The sequence below is a fragment of the Amycolatopsis sp. NPDC058278 genome (genome assembly GCF_042881395.1).
Taxonomy (GTDB): Bacteria; Actinomycetota; Actinomycetes; order Mycobacteriales; family Pseudonocardiaceae; genus Amycolatopsis.
The window spans coordinates 88,034-105,029 of the sequence record NZ_JBHVXZ010000004.1 but is presented as its reverse complement, the minus strand read 5'-3'; the positions used below and the strand labels follow the sequence as shown (position 1 = coordinate 105,029).

The window sequence follows — 16,996 nt, the reverse complement described above, 5'->3', positions numbered from 1 at the left end:
TTCCGTCCTGGCTTCGTGGACCTACAGCGATTCGTAGCCGGACTGTTCGCCTTCGCCGTCGTCACGGTGGGCGCCGGGAGCTCGGTCGCCGCCGGGCAGCCCGCTGCTCCCCGGCCCGCCTCGGCGCCGTCGACCGTGAGTGCCCCGGCCGGGCACGACGTCACCCTGCGGCTCGGGCAGGAGGTCGCCGTGCAGGGGAAGGACCTCACCGTGCGCTACACGCGGGTCGTCGCCGACTCGCGGTGCCGGGCCGGCATGCAGTGCATCTGGCAGGGGGAGGCGACCCTGGCGTTCCTGCTGAAGGAGCCCGGCCGCGGCGAAAGCACCACGGCCGAGCTGCACAGCGGCCTGCGCACCGGCCCGCAGGAGACGTCGTTCGCCGCCAGCCGGATCGAACTGGTCTCGGTCAGCGAGGACGCGGGGGAAGCCACCGTCCGGATCAGCTGAGCGGCGTACCCCAGTGGTCGAGGTAGGCCACTTCGGCCAGCGGGGTGCGCGCGGCGGGCTTGAAGTCCGGCACCGTCGTGTACGCCACCGGCAGCAGCCCGGCCTGCGTGTGGCCCTCCGGGATGCCGAGGATCTCGGCGGCTTCGGCCTCCCGCGCCAGGTGGTACGTCGTGAGCGTCGACCCGAGCCCGCGGGAGCGCAGCGCCAGCTGGAAGTTCCACACCGCCGGGAAGATGCCGCCGTAGAAGGCCGCGTCGGCCGCGTTGTCCCCGGCCGGGCGGCCGGCCAGGACCGGGATCACGAACACCGGGACGCGCTCGATCACGTCGATCAGGTGCCGCCCGGAAGCCAGCGCCCGCGACGGCGCCGCGTCGGCCCGTTCCGCGAGGTAGGCCTCGCCGACCTCGCGGAAGATCGTGCCGAGCCGGTTCTTCACGTCCTGGTCGCGCACCACGAGCCAGCGCCAGGCCTGGACGTTGCCGGGCGTCGGCGCCTGCAGCGCCAGGTTCAGGCACTCGTCGAGAACTTCGGGTTCCACCGGCCGGTCGAGGTCGAGTTTCCGCCGGACCGCGCGGGTCGTGCTGAGGAGATGATCAATGTCCATGAGCCCCATCCTGACGGGCCCGGGCCGACGGCGCGGCCCGGGCCGCCGGGCTCAGCCGCCGAACTTGCGGACCGCCTGGTAGTACGTCCAGGCCGCGCCCTTGCAGGCGATGTTGGACCCGCAGACGCTCTTGAGGTCGGAATACAGGTTGTCGTCGATCTTCAGCCGGTTCGCCGCGGTGAACCGGCCCTGCTTCTTGTAGTTGCGGTAGCCGAAGTCGTGCCGGTGGCAGCCCGGCAGGAACTGCCAGCCGAACGGGGTGTCCGGCGACCAGGAACAGCCGTCGGACGACCAGTCGAGCTGGCCCGGGTACGGCGCCTGGTTCCGGATCGTTTCGAAGCCGGACAGGGACGTCGAGAAGAGGTACTGGTCGGTGACCGCCGGAATGTCGGTGGCGGCCGCGGTGCCGGTGCCCAGCAGGGCGCCCGCGCCGACAGAAACGGCCACCGTCACGGTGGCCCCCAGGTTCCGCAGTGTCGTGCGCATCGGTTTCCCTTGCCGATCGGTGGACAAGTGCCCGATCAGCTTCCGGCAGCGCAGTGGCGCACGTCACCGCCCGAACGGAGGTTTCACTCAGAGTTCGAGCAGCATCCGCGAATTGCCCAGGGTGTTCGGCTTGACGTAGGGGAGGTCGAGGAATTCGGCGACGCCGGTGTCGTGCGACCGCCGCATCTCCTCGTACACCTCGTGCGACACCGGGGTGCCGTCGATCTCGACGAACCCGTGCCCGGTGAAGAAGCTCGTCTCGAAGGTGAGCACGAACAGCCGCTTGAGACCCAGCTCACGTGCTTCGTCGACCAGCCGGGCCACGAGCACCCGCCCGACCCCCTGGCCGCGGACGGCCTTGTCGACCACGACGGTGCGCAGCTCGGCGATGTCCTCCCAGAGCACGTGCAGCGCGGCCGCGCCGACCACCTCGTCACCCACTTCGGCGACCCAGAACTCCTGGACCGCCTCGTACAGCGTGACCAGTTCCTTCTCCAGCAGGACGCGGCCCGCGTCCTGATCGACCAGGGCCTTGATCTTGCGAACGTCGGCGATCCGGGCGCGGCGGACGGTCGGGCGGGGCGAATCGAACGGCACGATCGTCCACCCTGCCACACCGCCCGGGCGGTGTGGCGACACAGCACGCTTTGGGGGGCCGGGTGGCGAAGCCCCCGGCTCGGGGCGAAGCCCCGGTTGTCACGACCGGGCTACGCCGTCGTCGGGCCGCCCGGGACCGGCGGCTACGCTGAACGTCGTGCCTTCCCCTGCCACGGACCCAGCCGCCACCCGACGCGTCTCCCTGCTGACCCTGGGCTGCGCCCGCAACGAGGTCGACTCGGAGGAGCTGGCGGGCCGGCTCGCGGCCGGCGGCTGGGAGCTGGCGGCCGATCCGGACGACTCCGACGTCGTGGTGGTCAACACCTGCGGCTTCGTCGAGTCGGCCAAGAAGGACTCCGTCGACACGCTGCTCGCCGCGTCCGACACGGGCAAGAAGGTCGTCGCCGTCGGCTGCATGGCCGAGCGCTACGGGCACGAGCTCGCCGACAGCCTCCCGGAGGCCGACGCGGTGCTCGGCTTCGACCACTACGCCGACCTCTCGGCCCGGCTCGACGACGTCGTCGCCGGCCGCAAGATCGCCTCGCACACGCCGGGCGACCGCCGCAAGCTGCTCCCGATCAGCCCGGTCCAGCGGCCTGCCGCCGCGGAGACGGTCGAGGTCCCGGGGCACGCGCAGCACGGCTGGGGCCCGCGGGTGCTGCGCACGCGCCTCGACGACTCGCCGGTGGCCGCGCTGAAGATCGCTTCCGGCTGCGACCGGCGCTGCTCGTTCTGCGCGATCCCGTCGTTCCGCGGCTCGTTCGTCTCGCGGCAGCCGGACGAGATCGTCGCCGAGGCGATGTGGCTGGCCGAGAACGGCGTCAAGGAGCTGTTCCTGGTCAGCGAGAACTCGACGTCCTACGGCAAGGACTTCGGCCGCGACGGCGCCACCGCGCTGGAGCGGCTGCTGCCGCGCCTGGCGGAGATCGACGGCATCGAGCGCGTCCGCGTCTCCTACCTGCAGCCGGCCGAGACGCGCCCGCAGCTGGTCAAGGCCATCGCCACCACGCCGGGCGTCGCCGAGTACTTCGACCTGTCGTTCCAGCACTCCAGCGAGCAGGTGCTGCGCCGGATGCGCCGGTTCGGCTCGACGGACTCGTTCCTGGCGCTGTGCGAGCAGATCCGCGAGTACGCGCCCGAGGCGGGCATCCGGACGAACGTGATCGTCGGGTTCCCCGGCGAGACCGAGCACGACCTGGCCGAGCTCGAGCGGTTCCTGACCGGCGCGCGCCTCGACGCCGTGGGCGTCTTCGGCTACTCCGACGAGGACGGCACCGAAGCCGAGACGTTCGACGGCAAGCTCGATCCCCAAGAGGTCGCCGAGCGCGTCACCCGGATCTCCGCGCTGGTCGAGGAGCTGACCACGCAGCGCGCCGAGGACCGGATCGGCACCTTCGTCGACGTCCTGGTGGAGCTGGACGACGACGGCGAGCTCACCGGCCGCGCGGCGCACCAGGCCCCCGAGGTCGACGGCGAGTGCATCATCCTCGACGCGCCGGAGAAGGTGCAGGTCGGTGACTTCCTGCACTGCGAGGTCGTCGACTCGGCGGGCGTCGACCTGATCGTCCGCGCGGTACCGGACGCCGACCGGTGAGTGCGCTCCCCAGCGACGCCGCCGACGAGGGCCTGGCGCACGACGCCCCGGCCCAGGTCCCGGAGCCGACCCCGGTTCCGACGCTCAACGTCGCGAACCTCCTGACGTTGTCGCGGCTGGTCCTGGTGCCGCTGTTCGTCGTCGCGCTGTTCGTCGGCGACGGCCACGACACGACCTGGCGCGCGCTCGCGACCGGGCTGTTCGCGATCGCTTCGGCCACCGACCAGCTGGACGGCTGGGTGGCCCGCAAGTACGGCCTGATCACCGACTTCGGCAAGATCGCCGACCCGATCGCGGACAAGGCGCTGACCGGCGCGGCGCTGGTCGGGCTGAGCGTGCTGGGCGAGCTCGGCTGGTGGGTCACGATCGTCATCGCGGTCCGCGAAATCGGCGTGACGCTGCTGCGGTTCTGGGTGATCCGGCACGGCGTGATCCCGGCCAGCCGGGGCGGGAAGGCCAAGACGATGGCGCAGATCGCCGCGATCGTGGCGTACCTGCTACCGCTGCCGGCGGGGGCGGACCCGGTGCGGTGGGCGTTGATGGGGCTGGCGGTGGTGCTGACCGTGGTGACCGGCGTCGACTACCTGCTGCGGGCGGTGCGGCTGCGGGCGGCCGGGCGCCGGGTCACCGGGAGCTGACGGTGGACCGTGGCGGCCGGCCCGGCGGCGTGCACGAGTCATTCACTACGTCGCCGCCCAGGCGGTCCGTACGAGGCCGGGGTGCCCGACGAGCCATCCGCGAGCCGCGGTGACCCCCGGCGACGAGCAGGCCGCCGCGCTCATCGCGGCCCTGGCCGCGCGGGGCGAGACCGTCGCGGCGGCCGAGTCGCTGACGGCCGGGCTCGTCTGCGCCACCCTCGCGCGGGTACCGGGGGCGAGCGCCGTCCTGCGTGGCGGACTGGTCGTCTACGCGACCGAGCTGAAGGCCGCACTGGCCGGTGTCGACCCCGGGCTGCTGGCCGAGCACGGCGCCGTCCACCCCGAGGTGGCCGCCCAGCTGGCCGAGGGCGCCCGCGACCGGTGCGGCGCCACGTGGGGCCTCGGGCTCACCGGCGTGGCCGGACCGTCGGCGCAAGACGGCGTCGAACCGGGCACCGTGCACATCGGGCTCGCCGGGCCAGGAACACCTGCACCGCGTCTTTCGGGGGCTGGGGTGGCGGAGCCCCCGACCCGAGGCGAAGCCTCGGATGTCACAGTCCGTACGCTGGCCTTGACCGGCGATCGCGACTTGATCAGGACCGAGTCGGTCTTGGCCGCGTTTGCCCTGCTCGGGGAACATCTGGCGTGAAACACGCGTTCGCCCTTGGCGTACGTGCACACCAACTCCTGCGCCCGGGGCGCCGCTCTGGGTAACGTAGGGGGTACTTGTTCGGAAGGGAGGCGCGTGATGACCGTGCTGTTGCGTGAGGCGATCGGTGATCGGCTCCGTCATGCCCGCACCAACCAGCGTCGTACGCTGCGCGACATCTCCCGCGCCGCCAGGGTCAGCCTCGGCTACCTCTCGGAGGTGGAACGGGGCCAGAAGGAGGCGTCGAGCGAACTGCTCGCGTCCATCTGCCAGGCCCTGGACCTTCCGCTCGGCGAGCTGCTGCACAACGTGGCGGCGGACGTTTCGGCTCTCGACAACGTCGAGGTCCCACCGGTCGACGAGCGGATCGTGGAAGGCACGCCCCGGGAGAAGCGGGGCGCCGAGGCCTCGGCGGCCGGCATCGAAGGCGGCCGCCTGATGTCGGAGCTGATCGGGAACGACCTCGCCGACCTGCGGGTTTCGCCCGCACCGAGGATGAACACGACGTTGCGGACGACGATCGGGCAGCCCAAGCTGGCTTCCACGATCGCCGCCTGAGGGCGTGGACGGGGCCGAGGTGTGCTCGCCCCGATCGGTCGCCTAGAGCACCGTTTCACCCCTGATTTCGGCCGACGGCCCCGGGCAACCCGCCCGGGGCCGTCGGCGTTACCTCCAGGGGTGATCAGGGGCGAACCCTGAAATCCCCCGGGGTCGCCTGGAACGGACGTGGCCGACCTGACACGATGGAACCCGACGCCGGGGTCGGTGCGTTGCAGATGCAGGGGAGTGACGCCCCACCCCGAGTTACCAAGGCCCGTGGGACGCAAGAAGGCAGGCGGAGGAGATGGCCAACCCGTTCGTGAAGTTCTGGAAGTACATGATGGCGGCGTTCTCGTCGAAGATCGACGAGCACGCCGACCCGAAGGTACAGATCCAGCAGGCCATCGAGGAGGCGCAGCGCAACCACCAGGCGCTGACGCAGCAGGCCGCCTCCGTGATCGGCAACCAGCGGCAGCTGGAGATGAAGCTCAACCGGCAGCTCGGCGAGGTCGAGAAGCTCCAGGCCTCGACCCGGCAGGCACTGGTCCTCGCCGACGAAGCCCGCTCCAAGGGCGACGAGCAGAAGGCCACCGAGTTCGAGAACGCCGCGGAGAGCTTCGCGACGCAGCTCGTCACGGCCGAGCAGAGCATCGAGGACCTGAAGACGCTGCACGACCAGTCGCTGCAGGCCGCGGCCCAGGCCAAGAAGGCCGTGGAGCGCAACTCGCAGATGCTGCAGCAGAAGCTGGCCGAGCGCACCAAGCTGCTCTCGCAGCTGGAGCAGGCGAAGATGCAGGAGCAGGTCTCCGCCTCGCTGAACCAGATGAGCCAGCTGGCGGCACCGGGCAACACGCCGTCGCTGGAAGAGGTCCGCGACAAGATCGAGAAGCGCTACACCACGGCGCTGGGCTCGGCGGAGCTGGCGCAGAACTCGGTCCAGGGGCGCATGATGGAGGTCCAGGCCTCCACCACGCAGATGGCCGGCCAGTCGCGGCTGCAGCAGATCCGCGCGTCGATGCACGGTGACTCGGTCGCCCAGGTGACCGATGGCGGCAAGGCGGCTCCGGCGGCGAGCAGCCAGGCCGACATCCAGCGTGAGATCCAGGCGCGCGTCCAGGCCGAGCAGGGCAAGAACCCGGCCTGACCACATCGAAGGGGGCGTGCACCATGGGGCAGCAGGGCAGACGGCGTGACTTCAGTGAGCTGAGCGCGAAGCTGGAGAAGCACATCGAGAAGCTGCCCGACTACGCCGTGCGCGCCCAGGAAAAGCTCCAAAAGGTGCAGAAGTACTTCCCGCCGGCCGACCAGGCCGGCGGGAAGCCCGCACCGCCGCGTCCGAACCCGCTGCAGCGGCCGCCGGTCCGGCGGCCGGACATGACGGCCTCGCTGTCGTCCATGGCGAGCCAGGTCCCGGCGTTCGCCGAGGCCCGGGCCAAGTGGGACCGCTGGAACCACCCGGCCGCGAAGCTCGAACGCCGCAAGCGCCGGACGTCCCGCGCGCTGACGCTGTGGATCCTGCTGACGATCCTGTGCGGCGTCCTCACCGTCGCGGCCGGGATGGGCTGGATGAGCGCCGCGGCGACGCCGATGATGCCGCAGGCGATCGCGGGGTTCGCCGCGGCCGTCGTGTTCGGCACGTTCAGCGTCCGCTCCGGCCTCAAGCTGCGCGAACTGAAGCGCACCCCGATCCCGGCGGCACCGGCCGGCCCGCCGCCGCTGCCTCCCGCCCGCTCGGCGGCCCGCGAGCCGATGGAACGCCTCGCCGAGTGCGAGGCGTCGCTGACGGAGCTGCTGCGCCAGCTCTCGGTACCGTCTTCGCTGGGGACGCCCCCGGTCTCGGAAGTGTCCGTCGCCGACGCCCGTCAGACGGCGACCGAGGCGGCAGCCGCGCTGCGCGGCCTGGCGGCCCGCATCCACGCGATCGAGCGCGGCCGCGACTCGGCACCCGCCCGCGAGAAGCCCGCCCTCGACGCAGCGGTGGCCAAGCTCCGCGAGCAACTCGACGACGGCCTCGAGGGCTACCGCGGCCTGGTCGCCGCGGCCGGCCACACGGTCGCCGCCGCCGGCGACGGCCTGGTGACGTCCAAGCAGGCCCTCACCGACGCCACGGACCACCTGGCCGGCCTCGCCATGGCCCTCCGCGAACTCTCCTGACCCGCACCTCCCGTGATCCCGAGGTCGACACACGTGATTGAAGGGTCGACACACGTGATTGAAGGGTCGACACGGCAAGCCGGCCCGCTGTCCGGCGTGTCGACCCGAGAATCACGCGTGTCGGCTCCCGAATCACGCGTGTCGACCCTCCAGTCACGCGAGTTACGGCCTCCATCACGCGGATCGGGCCGGTATTGGGCCGTTGGGATCTGAAACTCGGCCGTTCGGGTGCCGCCAACCGGTCGATCCGGCTGGTCGTCACGGCGCGTGCGTGATCGTGCGTTTCACCCCGGCGTCGCCCCCTGTTCACCTTCCGGGGCCGAAACCCGCGCGTAATCGGAAACTGGTGGCTACGGAAACGTCCGCAGCCTAACGTTTCTGTCATGCATGCAGAGGTGTCACTCGCCGGGAGGCCCGCCGTGCACTGAGGATCGCCGGCACCGACCGTACACAGTGGACTTTCTCGACCGCCGAGGAAAGGACGCCCCGTGAACACGCTCCCGCCGGACCCGGACCCCGTGCCGATCACTCCACCCACCGCCTCCCAGCGCGTCATCGCGGCTTTCGAACGCCTCACCGAGGCCGGCCGCCCCGAACTCTGGACCACCCTCCGCGCCGTCGAAGACGTCCTCGTCGACGCCAAGGCCGTCGACGAACGCGTCAAGGCCGGGGAAGTCCTCCCGCTGGCCGGCACGGTCATCGCCGTCCAGGACCTGATCGACGTCGCCGCCCAGCCGTCCGGCCACGGCGTGCCGGAGACCAGCGCCGCGGTCGTCACCCGGCTCACCGCCGCCGGTGCCGTCGTTCTCGGCAAGACCGGTGCCGCCCTGATCTCCGGCGCCTGGGACCGCACCAAGGCCGGCGGCAACGGCGCTGCCGTCGCCGTCGCGCTCGGCGTCGTCGACCTGGCGCTGAGCACCGGGGGCGCCGTCCCGGCGGCGCTGAACGCCGTCGTCGCGGTGAAGCCGACGCGCGGCCTGCTGCCCGCCGCCGACAACGTCTCCGTGTACGCGAACGGCCTGGTCGCGGCCCACCGCGCGCTCACCCTGCTGACCGGCGGCGACCGCTCCTGGCCCGCCGACGTGCGGCTCGGCGCCGGCGAGCACCCGCGGATCGCCTACCCCGCCGACCTCCCCCTCGGCGAGGCGGCGAGCCTGGCGCTCGGGTCCGTCGTCGCCCGGCTGACCGCGGCGGGCGCCGTGCTCACCCCGGTCTCCGTGTCCGAGCAGGGGTTCGACGGCTTCGACGCCCTCCTCGTGCCGACCGTGCCGGAGCACCCCGGGATCGCCGAAGCGCTGGCCGACCCGGCCGGCGTGGGCCACCGCCTGGCCTCCTGCACGGCCTTCGCGAACCTCCTCGACGTGGCCTCGGTGACGGTTCCGGTGCTCCCGGGCGACCGCCGTCCCTTCGGCGTCACCTTCCTGACGCGCGCGTTCGAAGACCAGATCGCCCTCGATCTGGCGACTGTCTGCACGGACGAGCCGATGACGCCCTACCCCGAGCCGGGGGAGGACGTCGTGGTGTTCGGCGCGCACCTGCGTGGCCAGCCGCTCAACGCCGACCTCACCGCGCTCGGCGCCCGGTTCACCGGACCGGTCCGGACCACCGAGGGCTACCGGATGGTGCTCCTCGACACCGAACCACCACAGCCGGGGGTCCTCGACGGCGACACGGGCCTCGACGGCGAGAGCTGGCGGCTGTCCCCGGCCGCGTTCGAGCGCTTCGCGGCGGCGCTGAAGCCGCCGTTCGTCCTGGAGCGCGTCGAATTGGCCGACGGCACCACCCCGCTGGCGGTGCGCTGTGACCCGGACGCCGAGGGCCCCGGCCTGGAGCGCTACGAGTCCTGGCGCGGCTACGTGCGCTTCGCGTCTACCGCCGGGCTGCGAGACCCTGGCTGACGCGGCGCACCAAACCCGGCCCGTGCAGCGCGAAGCCCGTGTACAGCTGCACGAGCGACGCGCCGGCGTCGACGAGCCGGATCGCGTCGTCCGGGCCCAGAATCCCGCCGACGCCGATGATCGGCAGGCTCCCGCCGGTGTGGTCGTGCACGAACCGCACGACCTCGGCCGCGCGGGTGGTCAGCGGCCGGCCGGACAGTCCTCCCGCCTGTCCGGCCAGGCCGCTTTCCGCGGGGGCGATGCCGTCGCGCGCCAACGTCGTGTTCGTGGCGATGATCCCGGCGACGCCGTGTTCGAGCGCGACCTCCAGCAGCTCGGCCAGCGCGTCGTCGGTCAGGTCGGGCGCGACCTTCACCAGCACCGGCGTCGGCGAACCGCCGCCGGCGAGCTCCAGCGACGTCGAACGCAGCTCGCCGAGCAGTTCGGCGAGCGCGGTGCGGTCCTGCAGCTGCCGCAGCCCCGGCGTGTTCGGCGAGCTGACGTTGATCGCGAAGTAGTCCGCGTACGGGTGCAACGCCCGCAACGAGAACCGGTAGTCCTCGACGGCGTCCTCGAGCGGCGTCACCTTCGACTTGCCGATGCTGATCCCCAGCGGGACGCCCGGCTTGCCGTCGCGGCCGAGCTTGGCCGCGAGGGCTTCGGCGCCGTCGTTGTTGAAGCCCATGCGGTTGATCACCGCGTCGCTCGCCGGCAGGCTGAACAGCCGCGGCTTCGGGTTGCCCGGCTGCGCCAGCCGCGTCACCGTGCCGACTTCGACGAACCCGAAGCCCAGCGCGGCCCACGCGGGCAGCGCGCGGCCGTTCTTGTCCATCCCGGCGGCCAGGCCGACGCGGTTGGGGAACCGGAGGCCCAGCACGGTCACCGGGTCGTCGACGCGGAGCGCGCCACCCAGCGCGGGCGCGGCCTTGCCGAGCCGGGCCAGGAGACTGATCGTGCGCTCGTGCACCAGTTCGGGGTCGTGGTAGGACAGCCGGTACAGCGCCGGGCGGACGATCTTGTCGAAGAACACGCCCCCATGCTGCCAAACCGCCCGGGAGCCGCTACCCGAGCGTCACGCCGGAGTGAAGGCGACCACTAATCGCGGTCCTTCCACTCGTCCTCGAGCATCGCGTAGATCAGCTCGTCGGTCCACTCGCCCTTGACGATCTCGTTCTCCCTGAGGTGCGCCTCGCGGCGCATGCCGAGGCGTTCCATCAGCGCGGTGGACGCGGTGTTCCGGCCGTCGCAGCGGCCGATGATGCGGTGCAGCCCCAGGTCTTCGAAGCCCAGCCGCAGCAGCTCGGTGGCCGCCTCCGCGGCCAGGCCCTTGCCGTGGTGGTCCGGGTGGAAGACGAAGCCGACCTCGCCCTGGCGGTGTTCGCTGCTCAGCCACTCCAGGTTCAGGTCGCCGATGAGCTGCCCCGTCGCGGCCAGCTCGACCGCCACGGCCAGCAGCTGCCCTTCCTTCGTCAACGTCGAGCTGTGCACCCGTTTGGCGAGCGCGGCGGCCGACTCGGCGCGGCTGCGCGGGCCCCAGTACAGGTAGCGGGCGACGTCGGCGCGGGATTGGAAGGAGTTCAGCGCGTCGAGGTCCCCGGACGTGAACGGGCGCAGGATCAGCCGCGCCGTGGTGATGGGGTAGTCGGGCCTGAGCATGCGTCCAGGCTAGCGAGCTTCAGCCGTCCGGGGGACGGAACGGCAAATCGCTGATCGCCGGACGGTCGTCTTGCTACGCCGGGTGGCATGACCTGCACAAATGAGCGCATGAAGGAACCCCCGGGGTTCCTCTCAAGCGCCGTCAAACGCTTGAGTCCGAGCCGGACTGGTGCTCGGAAACCCCGGGGGCACGGTGACTGCCTGGTATTCGCTATCAGGCATCACGTGGAGCAGGCGATGAGCCGAAGGTGGCTCAGCTGTAGCGCTGCTCAAAGTCCTCCACGTGCCATCCGCTAGCGGACAGCCACCTCACGAGTCCTGTCGATATACAACTTTGGACCACCTCCTCTCTCGTGTACTTCCAAGCTAGGCGAAGTCGGTGGTGCGCGGCAACGTCATTTCTGTGATCTCGTTCCGCAGGACGGCTTTGCGCTGCTCATCGAGGAAGGAAGCCTCGACGGCGTTCTCCGCGAGCCGGGCCAGTTCGGCCGCGGTCAGCCCGAGCGTCCCGGCGACGGCGACGTACTCGCCGGTGAGTGTGGCGCCGAACATCGGCGGGTCGTCGGTGTTGAGCGTCACGACGACGCCGTGGTCCAGCATCCGCCGGACCGGGTGCGCGGCGAGGTCCGGGACCTGGCCGGTCCGCACGTTCGACGTCGGGCACACTTCGAGCGGGATCCGGTGTGCCGCAAGGTGTTCGAGCAGTGCGGGGTCGCTCGCGCAGCTGGTGCCGTGGCCGATGCGCTCGGCGCCGAGGTCGTGCAGCGCGGACCAGATCGTGGCCGGCCCGGTGGTCTCCCCGGCGTGCGGGACGCTGTGCAGCCCGGCTTCCCGCGCCCGCGTGAAGTACGGCTCGAACCGCGCCCGCCCGACGCCCAGCTCCGGGCCGCCGAGCCCGAACGACACCAGGCCCTCGGGCCGTTCGCGCAGCGCGAACACGAGTGTCTCCTGCCCGGCCCGGATGCCCTTTTCGCCCGGGATGTCGAAGCACCAGGCCAGTTCCACGCCCAGTTCGGCGGCGCGGGCCCGGCCGGTCGCGAGCCCGGCCAGCAGGTCGTCGCCCGGCATGCCGTCGAGCAGGTGGTTGTACGGCGTCACGGTGACTTCGGCGTAGCGGCAGTTCTGCGCGGCGAGGTCCGCCGCCAGACCCGTCACGAGCGTGTGGACGTCGTGGCGGTCGCGCACGAGCGAGGTGACCGCGAGGTACACGGTGAGGAAGTGGGCGAAGTCGCGGAAGGTGAAGAACTCCGCGAGCTCGCGCTCATCGGTGGGGACACCGGCGGCGGGGCGGCGCCGGGCGAGCTCCAGGACGGTCGGCAGGCTCGCCGAGCCGACCAAGTGGACGTGCAGTTCGACCTTGGGCAGGGCGTGCGCGAACGCGCGCAGCGCCTGCCCGGTGCGGATTCCGGGCATGACCGAGCTCCCTGGGAGGGGTGGAAGAGGTGACGGGAAGGAGCGCGAACGGCTCAGGGAGCGAGGTCGCCGCGTTCGGTGTCGGCCCCGTAGAGCGGGAGCTTGAACGTCGTCACGTGATCCAGCCTACTGCGCCGGGTACGGACCCGTCTGGTCCTTCGGGCAGAACCACGTCGGCCGTCGCTGGACGTCGTGGCCCTGCGTGCGGACCAGGAGCTTGCCGCCGCAGCGGAAGCAACCCTGGCGGGTCCGCTCGTACACCCAGTTCTTGCGGTTGCGGTCGAGGTGGCCGGTGGTGCTCTGGTCGAAGCGCCCGGCGAGGGCGTTGGCCAGCAGCAGCTTGCGGGCCAGCGCGACCGTGCGCTCGGTGTCCACTTCGGACACCGGCGTCCACGGCGTCACCCCGAGCAGGAAGGCGATTTCGCACTTGTAGAGGTTCCCGACGCCGGCCAGCACGCGCTGGTCGAGCAGGGCGAGCCCGAGCTCACGCGCGGGGTCCGCCGCCAGCGCCGCGCTCGCGCGGGCCGCGTGCTCGTCCGTCCACTCCGGATCCAGCAGGTCCGGGCCGAGGTGGGCGACGAGGTCGCGTTCCTTGCTCGTGGCCACGAGTTTCAGGTCGTGGACGCGGAAGCCGATCACCTGGACGTCGGCCGCGGTGAAGATCACCCGGGCGTGGTGGCCGGGCCGTCGCCACTTCGCCCCGGCCGGGTAGACGTCCCACATCCCGTCCATCATCAGGTGCGAGTGCAGGGTCAGGTCGCCGGAGAAGCGGGTGAACAGGTGCTTGCCCACCGTCCCGACGCCGAGCACCTCGCGGCCGGACAGGTCCACAGTGGCCAGTTGCGGCACGCGGAATTCGCCGCGCAGCAACGTCTTCCCGGTCATCGCGTTCGCGAAACGCTTGGCGACCAGGAAGACGGTGTCACCTTCGGGCACGGCTCACCCCGCGGATTCGGACACCTCGGTGTCCGCCTCGGGGGTCTCCGGGGCCGGACCTTCGGGCCAGTCCGGGCCTTCGGGTTCTTCGCCGGCGACGCGGTGCCGGCCCGCGCGGTTCGAGCGGAGGATCTTCGCCAGCACCATGTTGAACGTCAGCGCGATCTCCTGGGCGCCCGGCGAGTGCCACTCGTGGATCGGGCTGCACGCACCCTGGGCCTGCTGCACCGCGAGCCGGTCGGTGATCGCCGTCGGCATCACCAGCGAGCCGAAGTTCTCGCGCAGCTCGGCGATCCGGAACTGGTGCTCGTAGGAGCGCACGCGCAGCTTGTTCACCAGGACGCCGATCGGGCGCAGCTCCGGGTTGAGCTCCTTGCGGATCTTCTCGATCGCTTCCAGGGCGCGAGACGCTCCGGCGACGGCGTACATCGTCGGCTCGGTCACGATGAGCGCGCTGTCCGCGGCGACCAGCGCCGACTTCGTCAGGCGGCCCAGCGACGGCGGGCAGTCCAGGATCACCAGCTCGTACGGCGTTTCGCGCAGCGGCGTGCGGTGCAGCTCGTCCAGTGCGCGGGAGAAGTTCGCCAGGCGCTCGCTGTCGGCGTCCGGGTCGTTGAGCAGCTCGAGCTCTTCGGTGCCGACGAGGACGTCGACGTCTTCGCTCCAGACGCTCGGGGCGATCGCGCGTTCCAGCGTTTCCCGGGTCGGGGTCTCGAGCACGTCCGCGAGGGTGGCGTCGGTGAAGGGCGGGTCGAGCGAGGTGGTGGCGTTGCCCTGCGGGTCGAGGTCGACCACCAGCGTCCGCGTGCCTCTACGCAAGGCGGCGGACGCGATACCGAGAGCGACCGTCGTCTTGCCGACGCCTCCCTTGAGGCTGAGTACGGCGACCGTGTGCACGAAGTCCAGCCTACGGGTGCGGGCCGGAGGTGCCGCCGGGCAAGGGCCGTTCACTCGAAGGGAGGAGCTCGGGAGGCGGGCGGGGGCGGGCACTACCCTGTGCGACATGAAGACGGAGACCGTGGCCGCCCGGGGTTCGGGCGCCGTCCGCCGGGTGCTCGAGGCCGAGATCGAGGCCGCCCGCGCCCGGGGTGCCGAGCATCCCCGCGTCGTCGACGTGGGTGGCGGCAGCGGCGGCTGGGCGGTGCCGTTCGCGGCGGCGGGCTGCCGGGTGACCGTCGTCGAGCCGAGCCCGAACGCCCTGGCCACGCTGCAGCGCCGGGCCGAGGAGGAGGGCGTCTCCGAGCTGATCACCGTGGTCGCGGACGACTCGGACGCACTGGGCCGGTACGTCGAGGCCGGCTCGGCCGACCTGGTGCTGGCGCACGGGCTGCTGGAGATCGTCGACGACCCGGCGGCGGTGCTCACGGCGCTGGCGACGGCGGTGGCGCCGGGTGGCGCGGTGTCGGTGCTGGTGGCGAACCGCCACGCGGCCGTGCTCCACCGCGCGCTGGCGGGCCGGGTCGGCGAAGCCCGGCAGCTGCTCGAGAGCGGCGACGGCGTCGCCCCGGGCGACACCGTGCTGCGGCGCTTCTCCGCCTCCGGGCTGCGCGCCGACCTGGAGGCCGCGGGCCTCGAAGTGACGCTGCTGCAGGGCGACCGGGTGATCTCCGACCTGGTCACCGGCGACGTCCGGGACGACGAGCTGGCGGAGTTCGAGCGGGTGGCGGCGGCCACGCCGGCGCTGCGGGAGATCGCCGGCCGGCTGCACGCGGTGGCGCGCCCGGCCTGAGCCGGTTCCGCGGGTTTCCGCCGTCGCGCTCCCCGGTGATCCGAAACCGGCGATGACTTCTGGGGCTTCGCCACCCGAACCCCCCGAAAACTGGCAGTGACCTCTGGGGCTTTGCCCCAGGTCGGGGGCTTCGCCACCCGAGCCCCCCGAAAACTGTCGGTGGTGGCCGGTAGCGTCCCCGGTGTGGGGCGAAACGCTGAGCTGCCGGGCGGGATGGGCCGGTTCCGCGTCCGGCCGGGGGAACCGGCGCCGGACGACACCGGGTGCGGGCTGCTGCACGTCGACATGGACGCGTTCTTCGTGTCGGTCGAGCTGCGGACCCGGCCCGAGCTCGCGGACCAGCCGGTCGTGGTGTCCGGGGGCGGCCCGCGGGCCGTCGTGGCCGCGGCGAACTACCCGGCGCGGAAGTTCGGCGTGCGCTCGGCCATGCCGTTCTCGACGGCGAAGCGGCTGTGCCCGCACCTGATCAACATCCCGCCGACGTCGGGGCTCTACGGCGAGGTCTCCCGCGGCGTCATGGGCATCTTCCGCGAGCTGACGCCGCTGGTCGAACCGCTCAGCCTGGACGAGGCGTTCCTGGACGTCAGCGGGGCGCTGCGGCGGTTGGGTGCCACCCCGGCTTCGCTGGGCGCGCAGATCCGCGCGCGGGTCGCGGCCGAGCACGGGATCACCTGCTCGGTGGGGGTGGCGAAGGTCAAGTTCGTCGCGAAGCTGGCGTCGGGGATGGCGAAGCCGGACGGCATGGTCGTGGTGCCCGCGGCGGAGACCCTGGCGTTCCTGCACCCGCTGCCGGTGTCGGCGCTGTGGGGCGTCGGCGCGCGGACCGAGGAGCACCTGCGGCGCCTGGGCCTGGCCACGATCGCCGACGTCGCCGCCTTCCCGCCGGAGCGGCTGAAGAAGTCGCTGGGCACCGCGGCCGGCGAGCACCTGTACCGGCTGGCGCACGGGGTGGACGAGCGGTCGGTCGAGGTCGAGTCGCCGGAGAAGTCGATCGGCGCGGAGCACACCTTCGACGTCGACCGGCACGACCGGGCCTCGCTGGGGCTGGAGCTGCTGCGTCTTTCGGAGCGGGTCGGCGCGACGCTGCGGGGGCGCGGGTTGCGCGGCCGGACGGTCTCGATCAAGGTGCGCTTCGCGGACTTCCGGACGATCACCCGGGCCCGCACGCTGGTCTCGGCGACGGACGTGGCGCGCGAGATCCACGCGGTCGCCGTGGCGCTGCTGGCCGAACACGCGCCGACCGGGGCCGTGCGGCTGATCGGCGTCCGCGTCGAAGGGCTGGACACGGGGGAGGCGGGGGAGCAGCTGGTGTTCGACTCGCCGGCGCCGCGCTGGCGCGACGCGGAGGTGGCGGCGGACGTCGCGCGGTCGAAGTTCGGTTCGGCGGCGGTGCGCCCCGCGTCGTTACTGGGGCCTCGGGAGGGGTGACGGCACGGACGGTGATCTTCGACTCGGCGGCGTTCCCCCACAACGGCGGTCGGGCGGCAAAACGGTCACGATCGGCGGCGGTGACGGTCCGCAACGCCCTCCGGGCGGGATTTAGCCCAATTCGATCCCTTCTGGATGCGGGATCGGGTAGTCGTGCGGGCGCGGGCCTCGTATCCTGGACAGTGCCACCCCGCCTGGGGTTGGCTGTTGGGTCCAGGACGTTGCGCGGCCCGGCGCCCGCGACAGCT

General features: G+C 72.1%; 18 protein-coding genes. 10 read left to right on the top strand and 8 right to left on the bottom strand.

Annotated features, from left to right (window positions below; genetic code table 11):
* The first annotated feature begins 15 nt into the window (after positions 1-15).
* A complete protein-coding gene (locus ACFVYA_RS03150; protein WP_387041772.1) occupies positions 16-447 on the top strand; it encodes a hypothetical protein in 432 nt (143 codons plus the stop codon).
* Here the strand turns inward: ACFVYA_RS03150 and ACFVYA_RS03145 are convergent.
* The 3 genes from ACFVYA_RS03145 to ACFVYA_RS03135 all read right to left on the bottom strand — a co-directional run bounded on the left by ACFVYA_RS03145 (position 440) and on the right by ACFVYA_RS03135 (position 2,134).
* Entirely contained in the window at positions 440-1,051 is a 612-nt protein-coding gene (locus tag ACFVYA_RS03145; RefSeq protein WP_285993511.1) for a nitroreductase family protein, read from the bottom strand. The two genes, ACFVYA_RS03150 and ACFVYA_RS03145, sit on opposite strands and share 8 nt — an antisense overlap.
* A 51-nt stretch (positions 1,052-1,102) precedes the next feature.
* On the bottom strand, positions 1,103-1,537 hold the full coding sequence (locus ACFVYA_RS03140; protein ID WP_387041769.1) for a phospholipase: 435 nt from the start codon (positions 1,535-1,537) through the stop codon (positions 1,103-1,105).
* A gap of 87 nt (positions 1,538-1,624) precedes the next feature.
* Entirely contained in the window at positions 1,625-2,134 is a 510-nt protein-coding gene (locus tag ACFVYA_RS03135) for an amino-acid N-acetyltransferase (RefSeq protein ID WP_387041765.1), read from the bottom strand.
* Between the two features lie 157 nt (positions 2,135-2,291).
* Between ACFVYA_RS03135 and rimO the strand changes: the two genes are divergently transcribed.
* From rimO to ACFVYA_RS03100, 7 genes are all read left to right on the top strand, one after another.
* Positions 2,292-3,728, top strand: coding sequence for a 30S ribosomal protein S12 methylthiotransferase RimO (gene rimO / locus ACFVYA_RS03130; RefSeq protein WP_387041762.1), 1,437 nt, complete (start codon positions 2,292-2,294; stop codon positions 3,726-3,728).
* Positions 3,725-4,366 (top strand): CDP-diacylglycerol--glycerol-3-phosphate 3-phosphatidyltransferase, encoded by a 642-nt coding sequence (gene pgsA / locus ACFVYA_RS03125; protein WP_285993507.1) that lies wholly within the window; start codon positions 3,725-3,727, stop codon positions 4,364-4,366. The genes rimO and pgsA overlap by 4 nt, the downstream gene beginning before the upstream one ends.
* 109 nt (positions 4,367-4,475) lie before the next feature.
* Entirely contained in the window at positions 4,476-5,015 is a 540-nt protein-coding gene (locus tag ACFVYA_RS03120; RefSeq protein ID WP_387041760.1) for a CinA family protein, read from the top strand.
* A 99-nt stretch (positions 5,016-5,114) separates the two neighbouring features.
* A complete protein-coding gene (locus ACFVYA_RS03115) occupies positions 5,115-5,573 on the top strand; it encodes a helix-turn-helix domain-containing protein (RefSeq protein WP_285993505.1) in 459 nt (152 codons plus the stop codon).
* Positions 5,574-5,859: 286 nt separating this feature from the next.
* Positions 5,860-6,699, top strand: a complete 840-nt coding sequence (locus ACFVYA_RS03110; protein WP_285993504.1) for a PspA/IM30 family protein — start codon at positions 5,860-5,862, stop codon at positions 6,697-6,699.
* A gap of 23 nt (positions 6,700-6,722) precedes the next feature.
* Positions 6,723-7,709 (top strand): hypothetical protein, encoded by a 987-nt coding sequence (locus ACFVYA_RS03105; protein ID WP_387041756.1) that lies wholly within the window; start codon positions 6,723-6,725, stop codon positions 7,707-7,709.
* 488 nt (positions 7,710-8,197) lie between these two features.
* Complete coding sequence (locus ACFVYA_RS03100; protein WP_387041754.1) at positions 8,198-9,607, top strand: amidase family protein; 1,410 nt, start codon at positions 8,198-8,200, stop codon at positions 9,605-9,607.
* Here the strand turns inward: ACFVYA_RS03100 and ACFVYA_RS03095 are convergent.
* The 5 genes from ACFVYA_RS03095 to ACFVYA_RS03075 form a co-directional block, all read right to left on the bottom strand.
* Entirely contained in the window at positions 9,579-10,616 is a 1,038-nt protein-coding gene (locus ACFVYA_RS03095) for a quinone-dependent dihydroorotate dehydrogenase (protein ID WP_387041751.1), read from the bottom strand. The two genes, ACFVYA_RS03100 and ACFVYA_RS03095, sit on opposite strands and share 29 nt — an antisense overlap.
* Positions 10,617-10,681: 65 nt before the next feature.
* The gene (locus ACFVYA_RS03090) at positions 10,682-11,242 is read right to left on the bottom strand and encodes a GNAT family N-acetyltransferase (protein WP_387041748.1); all 561 of its coding nucleotides are present in this window, start codon (positions 11,240-11,242) and stop codon (positions 10,682-10,684) included.
* Positions 11,243-11,608: 366 nt separating this feature from the next.
* Positions 11,609-12,655 carry an adenosine deaminase gene (gene add, locus ACFVYA_RS03085; RefSeq protein WP_387041745.1) on the bottom strand — a complete coding sequence of 349 codons (1,047 nt, stop codon included), beginning with the start codon at positions 12,653-12,655 and terminating at the stop codon, positions 11,609-11,611.
* Positions 12,656-12,781: 126 nt separating this feature from the next.
* Entirely contained in the window at positions 12,782-13,591 is an 810-nt protein-coding gene (locus ACFVYA_RS03080) for a DNA-formamidopyrimidine glycosylase family protein (RefSeq protein WP_387041742.1), read from the bottom strand.
* A gap of 3 nt (positions 13,592-13,594) precedes the next feature.
* Complete coding sequence (locus ACFVYA_RS03075; protein ID WP_387041740.1) at positions 13,595-14,488, bottom strand: ParA family protein; 894 nt, start codon at positions 14,486-14,488, stop codon at positions 13,595-13,597.
* A gap of 106 nt (positions 14,489-14,594) precedes the next feature.
* Between ACFVYA_RS03075 and ACFVYA_RS03070 the strand changes: the two genes are divergently transcribed.
* Both ACFVYA_RS03070 and dinB read left to right on the top strand, forming a co-directional pair.
* On the top strand, positions 14,595-15,320 hold the full coding sequence (locus ACFVYA_RS03070) for a methyltransferase domain-containing protein (protein WP_387041737.1): 726 nt from the start codon (positions 14,595-14,597) through the stop codon (positions 15,318-15,320).
* A 213-nt stretch (positions 15,321-15,533) separates the two neighbouring features.
* Positions 15,534-16,748 (top strand): DNA polymerase IV, encoded by a 1,215-nt coding sequence (dinB, locus tag ACFVYA_RS03065; RefSeq protein ID WP_387041934.1) that lies wholly within the window; start codon positions 15,534-15,536, stop codon positions 16,746-16,748.
* Positions 16,749-16,996 lie beyond the last annotated feature (248 nt).

What these genes read in the sequence shown, in the direction of transcription:
- ACFVYA_RS03105 (WP_387041756.1), top strand. Translation starts at nt 6,723, where the DNA reads ATGGGGCAGCAGGGCAGACGGCGTGACTTCAGTGAGCTGAGCGCGAAG.
- dinB (WP_387041934.1), top strand. Translation starts at nt 15,534, where the DNA reads ATGGGCCGGTTCCGCGTCCGGCCGGGGGAACCGGCGCCGGACGACACC.
- ACFVYA_RS03110 (WP_285993504.1), top strand. Translation starts at nt 5,860, where the DNA reads ATGGCCAACCCGTTCGTGAAGTTCTGGAAGTACATGATGGCGGCGTTC.
- add (WP_387041745.1), bottom strand. Translation starts at nt 12,655, where the DNA reads ATGCCCGGAATCCGCACCGGGCAGGCGCTGCGCGCGTTCGCGCACGCC.
- ACFVYA_RS03115 (WP_285993505.1), top strand. Translation starts at nt 5,115, where the DNA reads ATGACCGTGCTGTTGCGTGAGGCGATCGGTGATCGGCTCCGTCATGCC.
- ACFVYA_RS03070 (WP_387041737.1), top strand. Translation starts at nt 14,595, where the DNA reads ATGAAGACGGAGACCGTGGCCGCCCGGGGTTCGGGCGCCGTCCGCCGG.
- ACFVYA_RS03145 (WP_285993511.1), bottom strand. Translation starts at nt 1,051, where the DNA reads ATGGACATTGATCATCTCCTCAGCACGACCCGCGCGGTCCGGCGGAAA.
- ACFVYA_RS03090 (WP_387041748.1), bottom strand. Translation starts at nt 11,242, where the DNA reads ATGCTCAGGCCCGACTACCCCATCACCACGGCGCGGCTGATCCTGCGC.
- ACFVYA_RS03140 (WP_387041769.1), bottom strand. Translation starts at nt 1,537, where the DNA reads ATGCGCACGACACTGCGGAACCTGGGGGCCACCGTGACGGTGGCCGTT.